The organism is Nocardiopsis trehalosi NBRC 14201 (assembly GCF_001552555.1).
Lineage (GTDB): Bacteria > Actinomycetota > Actinomycetes > Streptosporangiales > Streptosporangiaceae > Nocardiopsis_B > Nocardiopsis_B trehalosi.
In genome coordinates this window covers 54,610-69,884 of record NZ_BCRK01000007.1, presented here as the reverse complement: position 1 = coordinate 69,884, position 15,275 = coordinate 54,610, and the positions used below count along the sequence as shown (strand labels likewise).

Genomic DNA, 15,275 nt, shown 5'->3' with positions numbered 1-15,275 from the left:
AGGGGCCGGGACCCGGGTCTCCACCCGGGGACGGCGAATTCCCCGCTCGTAGGCCGAATCCTTCCGGCGGGTGCGCTCCTCTTATACGTGTGCCGACGAACGTCGGCCGGATGAGGAGGCCGTTGTGATCGTGGGAATCGCCGTCGCCGTCGGGGCCGTGCTGCTCTGCACGTGCAGCGTCTACGTCGCCCGCCGACGCGGGCGGTCGCGTGGCTGACGCGTCCTGGCCCGATGAGGAGCTGGTCGTCGCCGCCCAGCGCGGCGACGTCGGCTCGGTCACGGAACTGGTGGCGGGTGCGCACCCGAACGTGCGGCGGTTCGCCCGCGCACTCTGCGCCACCCCCGAGGACGCCGAGGACGCGGCGCAGGAGGCCCTGATCATCCTGTACCGCAAGATCGGGATGCTGCGGGCGTCCGGTGCGCTCGCGTCATGGCTGTTCCGCATCGTCCGCAACGAGTGCCTGCGGCGTGCCCGGGGGATGTGGAGCGACGCACCCCTGCCGGACACCGCCGTGGCCTCCGCCGAGGACGTGGCCCTGCAACGCATCGAGGCGGGCCGGGTGGCGGCGGCGATCGCCGCCCTGCCGGACGACCAGCGCCGCGTCCTGATCATGCGGGACGTCCAGGGCTACGGCGGCCGGGCGGTCGCGGACGCGCTCGGCCTCAGCACCGCCGCCATGAAATCCCGGCTGCACCGCGCCCGCACCGCGGTCCAGCGGTCCCTCCGTGCCACACCCGAACCCGCGTCTGGAGACAGCCATGACGACGACCAGGGCCGGCGGCCCTGACTTCACCAGCCCGTCCCTCCTCCGCCACCTCACCCGGGGCGTGATCGGATTCGGCGGCCTGATCGGCTCGGTCGCCCTCATCCCGATCACCGGTCCGATCAGTCTGCTGCTCCTGCCGGTGGGCCTAGTGGCACTGCGCGGCTGCCCGATGTGCTGGACCATCGGCCTGATCCAGACCCTCTCCCGCGACCGCCTGCGTCGCACCTGCGAGGACGGCCGGTGCAGGCTGACCGTCGCGGACCGCGACCACGAGGAGCGCCCGGCCGCGCCGGTCACCCCGTAGGACGGCCATGGGCCCGTCGTGTGCGCCGGGGGCATCGCGCCGGCGCACACGCGGCCCCGCAGGGCCCCGTTGCCGGTGGGGCGGGTGGGCCCCGAACGGGGCGGCGCCGCAGGACCGCGACCCGCTCCCCTGGACGGCGGCGCCGCCGGGGTGAGGTCGGCCCCCGGGGGCGGGGCGGGCGGTGCCCGCCGTGGGGACGCGGAGCAGTAGGGTAGGGCGACCGTCACCGCCCGCGGCCTATCACGGCGCGTAAGAACGAGGTGAGAGCGCCTCCGGGTCCCGTCGGCGACGGCGCTGCGGTCGGACGAGGCGGGTATCGTGTTGGTGGAGAATCGGCGATTCCCCCGCAGCGCCGATCCCGCCCGAGATTTCGCCGAACCGAATCGGCCCACCTCCGCGTCACACTACTGGACCGCACAGCGGGGGAGTCGAGAGTCCAGGGGGCCGTCAACTGAGTGAGAGCACCAACGGCGGCGGCGAGAGAGAGCCGCGCCACGAAGCCGATACGCCCGTAACCGATGGTAGTGCTGCAGGGGATGCCGTGGAAGCCCGGAGTGACTCCGGTGGTCGTCCTGGTGAGGACGCGAATGACCGCACCGAAGAGGTCGACGGTGCGCCCGTGACCGATGACAACGGCGGTACCGCCGACGACCGCGACGCGAACGCGACCGGCGGTGACCCGGCCGTGCCCGAGAACGACGCCGCCGCGCCCGACCCGGCCGGCGCGAGCGCCTTCAAGGACAGCGGCAGCTTCTTCCGCGAACGCGTCGCCCGCACCCTCGCCGAGCAGGGATTCGACTTCCGCGAGGACGGCACCTGGGGTGCCGCCGGCAACGACGGTGCGGACGACCCGGCCGCCAAGGACACCGCCCCGGAGGGCACCGCCTCGGACGACGCCGCCTCGGCGTCCGCCGACGCTCCGGCGTCCCGCGAGGACGACGCTCCGGCCGCCGCGCCCGCCGACTCCGCGACCGCCGACGCGGGTCCGCCCGCCGCCGACGAGTCCGCCGTGACCGCGCGGTCCGGCGAGCCGGAGGAGCCCGAAGGGTCCGAGCCCGTCGAGTCCGACGCCGCGACGGCCGGCTCCGCGCCGTCCGCGCCTGAGGGCGCCGACCGCGACGACGACCCGGCGGCGGACACGTCCTCCGCCACCCCCGCGGACGTCTCCGCCGCGACCCCGTCGACCGGCGGCGGCATCGCCGCCGATGACAGCGCCGCCGATGACAGCGCGACCGACGGCGCCCCGGCCGACGACGCGCGCGACGAGGTCTGGGACCCCGAGGGCACGGCCGCGTTCACGCCCGTCTTCGACGACGAGGACGACGACGAGCCCATCGGCGGCACCTCCACCCCGCTCGCGCCCGCCACCCCGGCGCCCACCACGGAGGGCACGGCCGTCTTCCCGGTCGTCGGCTCCGGCGACGACCCCGCCCCCACCCCCGACTCCGACCCCGGTCCCGCCCCCACGGCCCCGGTCCCCGCCACCGGCTCCGACCCCGGCGAGCCCGGCGCCGACGCCCCCTCCGACCCGCAGCGCCCGACCGGCGCGTCCGACGGTTCCGAGTGGGCCGCCGCGGCGTTCGGCGGGGCGGCGACCACCGCCGCCTTCGGCGCGGCCGCGTCCGGCGGCCCGGCCGCCGCGGGCGGCGGCGCCTCGGGCGGTCCTGGAGGTCCGGGCGGCCCCGGTGGCCCGTTCGGCGGCGGTCCGGGTGGACCCGCCGGCCCCGGTGGTCCCGGTGACGGCGGTGACGGGAACGGCGGCGACGACGAGCACCGCGCCCGTTCCGGCGCCAGCCCGGCGGGCGGCCCCGTGCGCAAGCCCGGCCGGCGGCCGCGCGTCCGCAAGAACGCCGCCGCCGCGGCGGCCACCCCCGGCCGGAAGCCGGGCAAGCCCAAGAAGCCCCTGTGGTGGCGCATCACCCGCGGCGGCCTGCTGACCATCGCGGGCGGGTTCCTGCTGGCCGTCATCGGCTTCGGCATCGCCTACGCCACCATCCCGGTCCCCGACAGCGCCAAGCAGGAGGCCGAGGACCAGGGCACCACGTTCTACTTCTCCGACGGCGAGACCAAGTTCGCCGAACGGGGCGTCGACCGCGACCCCGTGGACTACGAGCAGATCCCCGAGGAGGTCCAGGAGGCGGTCATCTCCGCCGAGGACCGGGGGTTCTGGACCGAGCCCGGCGTGTCCCTCACGGGCACCCTGCGCGGCGTGTGGTCCACGATCACCGGCCAGCAGGTGCAGGGCGGGTCCACCATCACCCAGCAGTTCGTGCGCAACTACTTCGAGGGCGTCAGCCGTGACGTGACGATCACCCGCAAGCTGCAGGAGATCATCATCGCGCTCAAGGTCGACCAGTCCCCGAGCATGGACAAGCAGTGGGTGATGGAGCAGTACCTCAACACCATCTACTTCGGGCGCAACGCCTACGGCATCCAGGCGGCGGCGCAGGCGTACTACCACAAGGACGTCGAAGAGCTGGACGCGTCGGAGTCCGCGTTCCTGGCCGCCGCGATCCAGCAGCCCACGGCGTTCGGCCAGGCCGACGAGACCTTCACCCCCGAGATGGAGAGCCGCTGGCAGTACGTGGTCGACGGCATGGTCGAGGAGGGTGCGGTCACCGCGGCCGAGGCCGCGGAGCTGGAGTTCCCCGCGCCCGAGGAGGAGCGGCCCGCCGACAGCACCGACCTGAGCGGCTACACCGGCTACATGCTGCAGCAGGCCATGCGGGAGATGGAGGAACTCGGCTACACCGAGGACAACATCAACCGGGGCGGCTACAAGGTCGTCACCACGTTCGACAAGGACCTGATGGACGCCGCCCAGGAGGCCGTCGAGTCCACCGTCGACGTCGAGGCGCTGCCCGAGGGCGTGCAGGCCGGGCTGACCGCGATCGACCCGGGCACGGGCGAGGTCACCGCGTTCTACGGAGGCCACGACTACAACGTCAACCAGTACGACAGCGCGTTCAGCGGATCGGCCCAGGCGGGTTCGGCGTTCAAGCCGTACGTGCTGGCCACCGCGCTGGAGAGCGGCTACAGCCTCGACACCGTCGTGAACGGCAGCTCGCCCATCCAGGTGGCGGGCAGCACGATCCAGAACTCCGGCGGGGCGAGCTACGGCGCGCTCAACCTGGTGCAGGCCACGCAGCGGTCGATCAACACCGGCTACGTGGAGCTGGCCCAGGAGGTCGGGGTCGAGAACGTGCGCGAGACCGCCTACGAGGTCGGCATCCCGGAGCGGATGATCACCGACGACCAGGTGGTGCCGACCATCGCGCTGGGCGTGTCCGACGTCCGCCCGGTCGACCAGGCCAGCGGCTACGCCACGTTCGCCAACGGCGGCGAGCACATCGAGGCGCACGTCGTCCGCGAGATCGTCAACAAGGACGGCGAGAACGAGCGGCCCGAGCCGGAGCGCCGCCAGGCCGTGAGCGAGGAGACCGCCGCCAACGTCTCCTACGCGCTCCAGCAGGTCGTCAACGGCGGTACCGGGTCCACCGCGGCGCTGCCCGACGGCCGCCCGGTGGCGGGCAAGACCGGTACCACCGACAGCAGCGTCGCCACCTGGTTCGTCGGGTACGCGCCGCAGCTCTCCACGGCCGTGGGCGTGTACAACGGCAACAACCAGCCGTTCAGCGTCCCCGGGTGGGGGTCGCTGTCGGGCGGCACGCTGTCGGCGACCATCTGGCGGACCTTCATGACGCAGGCCATGGAGGGCCGGGAGGTCGAGCAGTTCCCCGAGCGGACCTACGGCGGTGAGGTGCAGAACTTCGCGCCCGAGCCGACCGCCCCGGTCGAGCAGGAGACGACCGAGCAGGAGCAGCCGCCCGCCGAGGAGACCCAGCCGGAGCCGCCGGTGGAGGAGGAGCCGGAGTCCCCGGTCGTGCCGCCGACGCCCGAGGTGCCGCCGGTGACCCCGCCGGAGCCGGAATTCCCGCCGGACCCGGGTGGTCCGCAGGAGTGAGTGCCGCGCACCGCGCGGACGACGGCGGTGGCCGCCCCGGTGGGGGCGGCCACCGCCGTCCCCGTCTCCGGGGTCAGGGCACCAGGGCGGCGCACCCGCAGGTGTCGGGGGACGGCGGCGGGCCGGCCGCCGCGGGGGCGTCGGTGAAGATCCGGGCGCCGGGGGTGGCCCCGCACAGCGCGTCGGTGGCGAGGATGACGGCGGCGGCGGTCCACGAGCTGCGTTCGACCGGCCAGTTGACGTCCTCGGCGAACTGGTAGCCGGTCCAGTAGGCGCCGTCGTCCGGGTCGCGCAGGTGCTGGACGTCGGCGAGCAGGCCCGCGCCGAGGTCGGTCTCGCCCATGGCGGCGAGCGCGAGGACGAGTTCGGAGGTCTCGGCGCCGGTCACCCACGGCTGGTCGCTGACGCAGCGGATGCCCAGGCCGGGGACGACGAACGCGTCCCAGCGGGCGTCGAGGCGCTCCTTGGCGGCGGGGCCGCGTACCGCCCCGCCGAGGATCGGGTAGTACCAGTCCATGGAGTAGCGGGAGCGGTCGGCGAACACCGCCTCGTGTTCGGCCACCAGGTGGCCGAGGCGGGCGGCGGCCAGCTCCCAGTCGGGCTGGGGGTCGCCGAGGCGGTCGCCGAGCGCGGCGCCGCAGTGCAGGGCCTGGTGGATGCTGGCGCACGCGGTGAGCAGGGCGAGGTCGCCGGGGCTGCCGTCGGGGTCGCGGGCCCACCGGATCTCGCCGCGGTCGGTGCGCAGCCCCAGGACGAACCCGATCCCGGCGCGGACCATGGGCCACAGGGCGCGGGCGGTGGCGTCGTCGCCGGTCGACAGGGTGTGGTGCCAGAGTCCGACGGCCGGGTAGGCGGCGTGGTTGGCCTCGCGCAGGGGGTTGGCGACCCCGTGCTGGGAGAGCTTGGCCGGCCAGGAGCCGTCGGGGGACTGCGCCGAGGCCAGCCACCGGTAGGCGCGCGCGGCGGCGCCGTGGTGGCCGGCCGCGGTGAGCGCCATGGCGCACTCCACGTGGTCCCACACGTCGATGTGCCCGCCGGGGAACCAGGGGATGGCGCCGGCGGGGGTCTGGCAGTGCAGCAGGTAGCGGGCGGAGCGGGCGATGTCGTCGCCGCTGAGGACACCGGGGAGTTCGGGCAGGTCGGGTGTCCTCATACGCCGTCCCCTGCGCGGTCGAGCGGCTTGCGCAGGTAGACGACGACGCTCTTGCCGATGAGGGGGTTGAGGACGCGTTCGGCGGTGCGGGTGAGCCGGGGCGCCTTGAGGATGTCCCAGACGAGCATGCGGTGGTAGGCGGCGACGGCGGGGTGGGTGTCGTTGTCGGTGCCGACGGCGCACTTGAGCCACCAGTAGGGGGCGTGCAGGGCGTGCGCGTGGTGGTGCGGCCCGATGTGGAACCCGGTGGCCTTGAGCTTGGCCTCCAGTTCGGCGCGGGTGTAGATGCGGACGTGGCCGCCCTCGACGGTGTGGTACTCCTCCGACAGCGCCCAGCACAGGCGTTCGGGGAGCCAGCTCGGCACGGTGACCGCGGCGATGCCGCCGGGCCGCAGCACCCGGTACAGCTCGGCCATGGCGGCGGTGTCGTTCGGCAGGTGCTCGAAGATCTCGGCGGCGATGACGCGGTCGAAGGAGCCGTCGTCGAACGGCAGGTCCAAGGCGTCGCCCTTGACGGTGTCGGCCTCGGCTCCGGAGGGGGCCTCGCCCTCGGCGCGCATGGCGGCGAACATGGCGGCGACGTCGGCGAGGTCGTTCTCGTTCTGGTCGAAGGCGACGACGTCGGCGCCGCGCCGGTAGGCCTCGAACGCGTGCCGCCCGCCGCCGCAGCCCAGGTCGAGGACGCGCCGCCCCGGGCCGACGGGGAAGAGGGTGAAGTCGACGGTGATCAGTGGTGGCTCCTTCGGGTCGGGCGGGTGGGGCGGGTCACGGGCGCCGGGCGGCGCCGCGGGTGCGGGGGCGGACGGCGTCGATCGTCTCGGCGTAGCGGCGGGCGGTGGCCTCGGCGACCGCGCGCCAGGTGAACCGCTCCTGGACGCGGGTCCAGGCGGCGGCGCCCATGCGGGCGCGTTCGGCGGGGTCGTCCAGGAGGGCGCCGATGGCGGCGGCCAGTTCCTCGGGGTCGCCGGGGGTGGTGAGGCGGCCGGCGGCGCCGTCGGTGCCGACGACCTCGGGGATGGCGCCGGCGCGGCTGGCGACCAGGGGGGTGGCGCAGGCCATCGCCTCGACGGCGGGCAGGGAGAAGCCCTCGTAGAAGGACGGGACGACCGCGACCTGGGCGGAGGCGAGGAGGCGGGCGAGCGCGGTGTCGTCGATGCCGCTGGTGAAGGTGACGCGGTCGCGCAGGCTCAGCTCGTCGACGAGGCGGTCGGTGGGGCCGCCGGGGCGGGGGCGGCTGACGATGGTCAGCTCGACCTCGCGCTCGGTGGCGAGCTTGGCGGCGGCGCGCAGCAGGGTGGCGACGCCCTTGAGGGGGCTGTCGGCGCTGGCGACGCAGACGATGCGGCCGGGGACGCGGTCGACGTCGGGGCGCGGGTGGAAGAAGCGGGTGTCGACGCCGAGGGGGACCACGTCGACGGTGGAGCGGTCGACCCCGAACTCGCGGACGATGTCGTCGGCGGAGGAGCGGGACGGGACGAGGATGGGGCGGAGCCGGCGGGCGACGCGGCCCTGCATGTTGACGAAGCCGTACCAGCGGCGCTTGGAGAGCCGCTGCCAGCCGGTGGCCTCCTCCAGTTCGATGCGCCGGTCCACGGTGATGGGGTGGTGGATGGTGGTGACCAGGGGGAACCCGGACGCCTGGAGGCCGAGCTGGCCGTAGCCGAGGGTCTGGTTGTCGTGGAGGACGTCGAACTCGGCGCGGCGGCGGCGGAGTTCGCGCAGGGCGCGCAGGGAGAACGTGAGGGGTTCGGGGAAGCCGGCGGTCCACATGGTGCCGACCTCCAGGGCGTCGATCCAGTCGCGCCATTCGCGCAGGGGCGGGGCGGTGAACGGGTCGTCGTCGTTGTAGAGGTCGAGGCTGGGGACCTTCTCCAGGATCACGCCGTCGTCCAGGTCGGGGTAGGGCTGGCCGGAGAAGACGCTGACCCGGTGGCCGAGGGCGGCGAGTTCGCGGGAGAGGTGGCGGACGTAGACGCCTTGGCCGCCGCAATGGGGTTTGCTGCGGTAGGAGAGGAGGGCGACGCGCAGTGGACGGTCGGTGTGCGGCATGTGGCTAACCCATCGGCGGCGTGTGGTGGTGGGGGCGGGGCGCGGGCGCGTGGGGTCCGGGCGGCGGGGTGGGCGCCGCCGGGGGCGGGGTGCCGGGCGCGGGGCGGGCGGTGGTGCGGAGGGGCGGCGCGGTTCGGGCCGGCTGGGTCACTCGTCACCTCGCTCGTCGCTCGCGGTCTCCGCGGCCGCGGGCCACCGGGCCGGGGCCGGGCGGGGCCGTCCGCGCGCGGCGCCCGGAATGTTACTCCGCAGTTTAGTGTGTGGCCGTTGCGGCCTGATTGCGCCCATCAGGATCCTATGCGGGGTCGCGTGACCGGGGGGCGGGTGCGGGCGCGGGGGCCTGCGGTGGGGCCCACAACGGGGCGCCGTCGGGCCCGGTGGTGCTGCGGGCGCGGCCGCGGCGCTGCAGGGTGCGCAGGTGGGCGGCCGTCTCGGCGGCGGCGAGGCGGCGGGCGCCGGGGGCGAGGTCGGCCCAAGGGCGGCGCCAGGGCAGGGCGGCGGCCAGCCGCCACAGGGGTGCGGGGCCGCCGGCGAGGGCGTCGGCGAGCAGGTCGAGCTTCTCCTCGTGGTGGGCGGCGATGGCGGCGGCGCGGTCGGCGAGGCCGGTGAAGCGGTGTTCGTGGGCGGGCAGGACCTCGGTGGCGGCGGTGGCGGTGAGGCGCTCCAGGGAGGCGAGGTAGGCGCCGAGGGGGTCGGCCGCGGTGTCGTCCAGGGGGTGCAGGCCGATGTGGGGGGTGATGCGGGGCAGGACGTGGTCGCCGGTGAAGACGCGCCCGGTGTCGGGCAGGTGCAGGCAGACGTGGCCGGGGGAGTGGCCGGGGGTCCACAGGACGCGCAGGTCGCGGCCGCCGAGGTCGATGGTGTCGCCGTCGGCGAGGGGGCGGTCGACCGCGACGGGGGGCAGGGGGCGCCACGCGGTGGCGGCGTCGGCGTCGCCGGGCGGGGCGCCGGCCCGGCGCAGGCGGGCGCGTTCGGCGGCGCGGTGGGTGTCGGGGTGGGCGGCGGTGATCCGGTCGACGACGGCGGTGTCGGCGGGGTGCAGGGCGGTCCAGGCGCCGGAGGCCGCGCGCAGGCGCGCGACGAGCCCGGTGTGGTCGGGGTGGAAGTGGGTGAGGACGGCGCCGTGGACCTCGCGGACGCCGGTGCCGATGCGGGTGAGGCCGTCGGTGAGGGCCCGCCAGGAGTCGGGGTGGTCCCAGCCGGTGTCGATGAGGACGGGGCCGCGTGGGGTGTCCAGGGCGTAGACCAGGGTGTGGCCGAGGGGGTTGTCCGGGATGGGGACGGGGATGCTCCAGACTCCGCCGCCGAGGTCCTCCACGGGTGGGGTGGTGCGCATGCGCGGCCTTCCGACGCGGACCGACAGGAACCGAATGCCGTTCTAGCGTACGGTCCGCGGGCCCGCGGGTCCCGGGCGGGCGGGGCGGATCGTCGGGGCGACGCGCCCGGCCGGTGAAGTAGAACACATTCTACCCGGGCGGGCGGCGGGCCCCCGGGGGAGCGGGCGGCCGTGGCTCCCGCCACTCCAACATCGCGTAATGAGGGTCGCCGCACAGTTGTCGAACACGGATGCCGTAGGCGATCCTTGGATAACGTGTTCTTGCGCGGACCGGACGGGTGCCCCGGGCGCGGGCGAGCGGGGGCGCGGTCCGATGCGGCCCGGCCGGCCGCGGTGGAGCAGCCGGGGGCCAGCGCGCCCGCGGACCTCAGACGATGGGAGACGCACCGTGGCGGTCCAGGCGCCGATCGGAATGCGGTCACGAAGCCAGAACCAGCGCCGGAAGCGGATCGTGCAGACGGCGGCGGCCCTGGCGCTGCGCGGCGGCGTCGAGGCCATGCAGATGCGCGCGGTCGCCGAGCGCGCCGGGGTCGCGCTGGGCACCCTCTACCGCTACTTCCCGTCCAAGATGGACTTGGTCGTCGCGGTGGTCACCGAGGAGCTGGACCTGCTGGAGACCAGCATCGGCCGCCGCCCGCCCACCCACGAGACCGCCGCCGGGCGGACCGTGGACGTGCTGATGCGGGCCACGCGCGGCCTGATGCGCGAGCCCGAACTCGCCGACGCCCTGGTGCGCTCGCTGATCCTGGCCGAGGTCCAGACCGAGCTGGGTACGCGCATCACCGACCTGCTCTGGCACGTGGCCACCCGTACCCCGCTGTCGGGCGAGGGCGCGGCGGCCCCCGACCGCGACGACCGCGGCTACGTGCTCGTCGGCTCGCTGGCCAGCATCTGGATCTTCGAACTGCTGGAGAACCTCAAGGGCCGCCGCGACACCGACCAGGTGCGCGCCCGGCTGGAGACCGCCGCGGTCCCCCTCCTCGCCTCGTTCGAGTCCGCCGACGCCTAGAACACCGCCGGGGCCGATGCCCTGGCCGTCGACCGTCGACGGCCGGTCGTGCCACCGGTACCCGGCCGTGCCCGCCGCGCCGATCGGCTCGAACGGCACGGCCAGGCCGGATACAGCGAATCGGCTTGTGGGCGCCGCCCGGGGCCCCGCTGTGCCGGCCTGCGCAGCGGGCACGGCCGGGGCGAGACTGCTCCCTGATCCGCAGGCCTTCCCCCATCCCGGTGCCGAGGCGGCCGCGCCGCGTCCCCGGGCGTCGGCGGCGCGCGCGGCCGCGTGGCGGCGGCCCGGAGCGCTCGGCGGTCTCCGGTCCGCGCAGCCCCCGCCCACCCGGTGCCGCACCGCCGCGGGCCGGGTGGCCGCCCGCCGGACCGGCGGGGGCGCGCCCGGTGGACGCTCCGGCCGGCGGGTTCCGGTCGGCCGGAAGGGGCGCGGCCAGGGGCGGTGGCCGTGTCCCGCCCCGCCGCCCCGGGGCAGGGGAGAACCGGTTCTCTCTCACCCCATGTCGCGGCGCTCAGGCCGCTCAGTCGCCCGGGGTGAGCAGCCCGACCAGCCCTTCCAGCAGCCGGCCGACCGGGCCGCGGCGGTCCTCGCCGTCCCCGCCGTCCCCCGGTGGCGCGGGCGCGGTCGGCTGCTCCCCGGGGGCGCCGGGGTCGTCGGGCTCGCGCGGCGCCTCGGGGGCGCCGCCGGCCGGGGGCGGCGACGGGGTGGCGTCCCCGGGGTCCTCGGCGGCGGGCGGCGGAGGCGCGTCGTGCGCGGGGGCGCCGTCGGCCGAGGGCGCGGGGGTGGCCGCCGCGCCCGCCGGCCCCTGCGCGGCGGCCGGTGCGGAGGGGGAGCCGTGGTGGGGGGTGTGCGCGGGGTCGGGCACCGGCGAGGCGGCGCCGCCGGCGGCCGGGGGCACCGCCCGGTCGGCCGGCCCGGGGCCGACGGTGTCCGGGGCGTCCGCGCCGCCGAGGAGCAGCGCCGCGCCCAGAGCGGCCGCGACGGCCGCGGCGGCGAGCGACCCCGCGACCAGGGGGAGGCGGCGGCGCGTCCGGCCGCCGCCGGACGGCGCGGGCCCGGCGACCTGCTCGGCGGCGGGCGCGGCGACGTCGGCCGTGGTGACCCGGTCCTGCGGCGGCAGCGCCACCTCCTCGGGGCCCGGCCCGGCCGGCGGTTCCCCCGCGGCGGGGGCGGCGGCCAGCAGCGCCGCCACCTCGGGTTCGGCGCGGTGCAGGGGGAACCCGTCGGCGCCGAGGGGGAGCAGGTCCTCGGCGGCGGCGCGGCGGGTGGCCACGCGCAGCGGGGACGCGCAGTCGTGGACGGTGCGCGCCCGCAGCCCGGCCGGGGGGCCGGGCGGTTCCAGCGCGGCGAGGCGGGCGCGGACCCGCCGCTCGGGTTCGGTGCGCTCGGCGGGCGGCTCGGCCGGTCCGGCGGCGGCCGCAGCCTCGGCGGCGCGCGCGACGGCCGCCCGGCACAGCTCCGCGGCGGTGCCGGGGGCCAGGCCGAGGATCTTGGCGGTGTGCGCGGGGGCGACGCCGTGCCGCAGGTGCAGTTCGAGCAGTTCGCGGTGGCTGGGCGGCAGCCGCCGCCACAGGTCGGCGGCGGGCCGCTCGGCGGGCGCGGTGGCCAGCGCGGTGTAGGGCGACCGGGTGGCGAACCCGCGCCGCCGGGCGGCGGCGCGGGCCAGCGCGAACAGCCACGGGCGCAGCTCCGCGGGGTCGGCGAGGTCGCCCACGAGGTGCGCGGCGGCGAGCAGCGCCTGGTGGACGGCATCGGCCGCGGGGTCCTCGCCCTCGGGCCCGGCGGGGCCGGTCAGGGTCCAGCAGTAGCGGTAGAGGTCCGGGGCGAAGTCGTCGTAGCAGCGGCCGTGGCCGCCGCCGGCGCGCAGCAGCGCCGCGACCTCCGCCCCGGAATCGGCATGGTGACGCCCGGTGTCGGCGTGCGTGGTCACGTCCCCTCCCCCAAGCGCGACACGCGTGCTCCGGCGTGGCGATAAGCCGGAGTTGTCCGGATCACGCTAGCGAGGTGGAGGCCGTCCTGTCCGGCCGCCGGGCGAGCTGTGGCGGGAAGGTGAGATTCCTGTTACCTCATCACTCGCCGCCCCGCGAGGGGGCGCCGATCGCGACCATGCGCTCCACCGACCGGCGGGCCCGCGCGGCGGTCGCCGGGTCGACGGTGATCTCGGTCGTGCCGTCGCGCAGCGCGGTGAGCAGCCGGTCGGCGGTGATCATCTTCATGTAGTGGCACTCGGCGCGCGGGTTGACCGGCTCGAACACGGTGGTCGGGTTGGCCGCGCGCAGCTGGTGCAGCATGCCCGTCTCGGTGGCGACCAGGACCTTGCCGGCCGTGGTGCGCTCGGCGGCGCTGAGCATGCCGCCGGTCGACAGCACCTTGACCCGCTCGGCGGGCACCGTGCCGGCGCCGACCAGGTAGAGCGCCGAGGTGGCGCAGCCGCACTCGGGGTGGACGTACAGCTCGGCGTCGGGGTCGGCCGCCGCCCGCTCGCGCAGGGTGCCGCCGTCGATGCCGGCGTGGACGTGGCACTCGCCCATCCACACGCGGATGTTGTCGCGGCCGGTGACCCGCTTGACGTGGGCGCCGAGGAACTGGTCGGGCAGGAACAGGATCTCGCGGTCCTCGGGGATCGACCGGACGACGTCGGCGGCGTTGGAGGAGGTGCAGCAGACGTCGGTCTCGGCCTTCACCGCGGCCGAGGTGTTGACGTAGGCCACCACGACCGCGTCGGGGTGCTCGGCGCGCCAGGCGCGCACGTCCTCGGCGGTGATGGTGTCGGCCAGCGAGCAGCCCGCGCGCGGCTCGGGGAGCAGCACCGTCTTCTCCGGCGCGAGGATCTTGGCGGTCTCGGCCATGAAGTGCACGCCGCAGAACACGATCGTGCCGGCGTCGACCGTCGCCGCCAGCCGGGAGAGGGCGAGCGAGTCGCCGGTGTGGTCGGCGACGTCCTGGATCTCGGGGCGCTGGTAGTTGTGGGCGAGGATCACGGCGTCGCGCGCCTTCGCCAGGCGGCGGACCTCGGCGGCCCACGCGTCCATGGTCATGCTGTCCGCCGGAGCGGTGACCGTTGCCATGTCAGTGTCTTCTTTCGGCGTGTCGCCGGCGGGGGGAGCCCGTCGGCGGCCTCGTGGTTGCGGCGGAACGTCCGCACCCAGTTTATGCCTTGCAGGCCAAAACTCGGGAAAGCCTAACATGGTCTTCATGGGAGGGACAGGGGCAGACATCGACGGCGACATCGGGCGCATCCCGGCCGGACCCGGGGTCGCGCCGCTCCCGGCCATGGCCTCCCACGAGGTGCTGGCCGTGGTCCTGCAGATCCGCGCCGGCCGGCTCGCCGTGCTGCTGTGGCGCCGCGCGCTGCCGCCGTTCGAGGGCGCCTGGGCGCTGCCGGGCGGGCGGCTGGGCCCGGCCGAGGGGCTGGGCGAATCCGTCCGCCGCCAGCTCGCGCAGAAGGTCGACGTCCGCGACCTCGCCCACCTGGAGCAGCTGGAGACCCGCGGCGCCCCCGACCGCCACCCCCAGGGACGCGTCCTGGCCACCGCCTACCTCGGCCTGGTGCCCGCCGACGTCGACCCGGTCATCCCCGCCGACACCGCCTGGCACCCGGCCGCCGACCTGCCGCCCATGGGGTTCGACCACGCCGCCATGGTCGACTCCGGCCGCCGCCGGCTGCGCGCCAAGCTCTCCTACACCAACATCGGCTTCGCCCTGGCGCCGCCGGAGTTCACCATGTCGGAGCTGTCGCGCCACTACCGCGCCGCGCTCGGCCACGACGTCGCCGCCACCAACCTGCGCCGGGTGCTGCTGCGCCGCGGCCAGATCGAGGAGACCGGCCGCTCGGTGCCCTCCGGCCGCTCCGGCGGCCGCCCCGCCGCCCTCTTCCGCTTCCGCGCCCGGCGCCTGGAGATCACCGACGCGTTCGCCGTCCTGCGCCCGCCCGCGGCGCCGGGCGGCCGTGACGACGTCCACACCGGCGCCGTCCCGATCAGCCCCGCCGAACCGTGTTAGCGTCCACTTTGTGACGATTTCCAGTGTGGTGTTCGACGTCGGCGAGACCCTGGTGGACGAGACCCGCATCTTCGGCCGGTGGGCCGACCGGCTCGGCGTGCCGCGGCTCGCCTTCTTCGGGCTGCTGGGCGCCGTCCTCGCCGAGGGACGCCCGCTCGTCGACGCGTTCCACCTGGTGCGGCCCGGGTTCCGCCTCGACGCCGAGTCCGCCGCCTGGCTCGCCGAGGAGCCCGAGTCGCTGCGCGAGAACTTCGACGCCGACGACCTCTACCCCGACGTGCGCCCCGCGCTGGCCGAACTGCGCGCCATGGGCCTGGCCCTCGTCGTCGCGGGCAACCAGCCCACCGCCGCCGGGCCGGCGCTGCGCGCCATGGACCTGCCGGTCGACCAGATCCACGTCTCCGACGACTGGGGGGTGGCCAAGCCCGACCCCGCGTTCTTCACGCGTGTACGCGAGGTCTGCGGCACCCGCCCCGAGGAGATCCTCTACGTCGGCGACCGCGTCGACAACGACGTGCTCCCCGCCCGGGAGGCCGGGATGCGGACCGTCCTGCTGCGCCGCGGCATCCTCGGCCACCTGCACGCCGAGCGCCCCGAGGCCGCCCGCGCCGACGCCGTCCTCGACGGACTGGCCGAGCTGCCGGCCTGGGTGGCCGCGCACCGGTAGGCCGGGCGCCGCGCCGCGGTGGAC

Annotated in this window: 12 protein-coding genes; 6 read left to right on the top strand and 6 right to left on the bottom strand. The window is 76.1% G+C overall.

What is annotated here, in order from left to right:
• Positions 1-209: 209 nt before the first annotated feature.
• From NT8_RS02580 to NT8_RS31165, 3 genes are all read left to right on the top strand, one after another.
• Positions 210-788, top strand: a complete 579-nt coding sequence (locus NT8_RS02580) for an RNA polymerase sigma factor (protein ID WP_067963808.1) — start codon at positions 210-212, stop codon at positions 786-788.
• Positions 760-1,071 (top strand): hypothetical protein, encoded by a 312-nt coding sequence (locus NT8_RS02575; RefSeq protein WP_067963806.1) that lies wholly within the window; start codon positions 760-762, stop codon positions 1,069-1,071. Before NT8_RS02580 ends, NT8_RS02575 begins: the two co-directional genes overlap by 29 nt.
• A gap of 619 nt (positions 1,072-1,690) precedes the next feature.
• Positions 1,691-5,035 (top strand): transglycosylase domain-containing protein, encoded by a 3,345-nt coding sequence (locus NT8_RS31165; protein WP_281203371.1) that lies wholly within the window; start codon positions 1,691-1,693, stop codon positions 5,033-5,035.
• Between the two features lie 73 nt (positions 5,036-5,108).
• Here the strand turns inward: NT8_RS31165 and NT8_RS02565 are convergent, their stop codons facing one another.
• From NT8_RS02565 to NT8_RS02550, 4 genes are all read right to left on the bottom strand, one after another.
• Positions 5,109-6,188, bottom strand: a complete 1,080-nt coding sequence (locus NT8_RS02565; protein ID WP_067963804.1) for a prenyltransferase — start codon at positions 6,186-6,188, stop codon at positions 5,109-5,111.
• Positions 6,185-6,919 carry a class I SAM-dependent methyltransferase gene (locus NT8_RS02560; RefSeq protein WP_067963802.1) on the bottom strand — a complete coding sequence of 245 codons (735 nt, stop codon included), beginning with the start codon at positions 6,917-6,919 and terminating at the stop codon, positions 6,185-6,187. Before NT8_RS02560 ends, NT8_RS02565 begins: the two co-directional genes overlap by 4 nt.
• 34 nt (positions 6,920-6,953) lie before the next feature.
• Positions 6,954-8,237 carry a glycosyltransferase family 4 protein gene (locus NT8_RS02555; RefSeq protein ID WP_067963800.1) on the bottom strand — a complete coding sequence of 428 codons (1,284 nt, stop codon included), beginning with the start codon at positions 8,235-8,237 and terminating at the stop codon, positions 6,954-6,956.
• A 295-nt stretch (positions 8,238-8,532) separates the two neighbouring features.
• Positions 8,533-9,573, bottom strand: coding sequence for an MBL fold metallo-hydrolase (locus tag NT8_RS02550; RefSeq protein ID WP_067963798.1), 1,041 nt, complete (start codon positions 9,571-9,573; stop codon positions 8,533-8,535).
• Between the two features lie 388 nt (positions 9,574-9,961).
• Between NT8_RS02550 and NT8_RS02545 the strand changes: the two genes are divergently transcribed.
• Positions 9,962-10,582, top strand: coding sequence for a TetR family transcriptional regulator (locus NT8_RS02545; RefSeq protein WP_067963797.1), 621 nt, complete (start codon positions 9,962-9,964; stop codon positions 10,580-10,582).
• 520 nt (positions 10,583-11,102) lie between these two features.
• On the opposite strand, the gene NT8_RS02540 is transcribed toward NT8_RS02545, so the two are convergent.
• Positions 11,103-12,512: an RNA polymerase sigma factor gene (locus tag NT8_RS02540; RefSeq protein WP_067963795.1), complete on the bottom strand. Its 1,410-nt coding sequence runs from the start codon at positions 12,510-12,512 to the stop codon at positions 11,103-11,105.
• A 139-nt stretch (positions 12,513-12,651) separates the two neighbouring features.
• A complete protein-coding gene (gene nadA, locus NT8_RS02535; protein WP_067963793.1) occupies positions 12,652-13,650 on the bottom strand; it encodes a quinolinate synthase NadA in 999 nt (332 codons plus the stop codon).
• Positions 13,651-13,855: 205 nt separating this feature from the next.
• On the opposite strand from nadA, the gene NT8_RS02530 reads away from it, so the two are divergent.
• Both NT8_RS02530 and NT8_RS02525 read left to right on the top strand, forming a co-directional pair.
• Complete coding sequence (locus NT8_RS02530; protein WP_067963827.1) at positions 13,856-14,584, top strand: NUDIX hydrolase; 729 nt, start codon at positions 13,856-13,858, stop codon at positions 14,582-14,584.
• Positions 14,585-14,594: 10 nt separating this feature from the next.
• Positions 14,595-15,251, top strand: coding sequence for an HAD family hydrolase (locus NT8_RS02525; RefSeq protein WP_245646001.1), 657 nt, complete (start codon positions 14,595-14,597; stop codon positions 15,249-15,251).
• Positions 15,252-15,275: the final 24 nt, after the last annotated feature.

Coding starts and splice junctions, on each gene's coding strand:
- NT8_RS02575 (WP_067963806.1), top strand. CDS start 760: ATGACGACGACCAGGGCCGGCGGCCCTGACTTCACCAGCCCGTCCCTC.
- NT8_RS02565 (WP_067963804.1), bottom strand. CDS start 6,188: ATGAGGACACCCGACCTGCCCGAACTCCCCGGTGTCCTCAGCGGCGAC.
- NT8_RS02555 (WP_067963800.1), bottom strand. CDS start 8,237: ATGCCGCACACCGACCGTCCACTGCGCGTCGCCCTCCTCTCCTACCGC.
- NT8_RS02550 (WP_067963798.1), bottom strand. CDS start 9,573: ATGCGCACCACCCCACCCGTGGAGGACCTCGGCGGCGGAGTCTGGAGC.
- nadA (WP_067963793.1), bottom strand. CDS start 13,650: ATGGCAACGGTCACCGCTCCGGCGGACAGCATGACCATGGACGCGTGG.
- NT8_RS02530 (WP_067963827.1), top strand. CDS start 13,856: ATGGCCTCCCACGAGGTGCTGGCCGTGGTCCTGCAGATCCGCGCCGGC.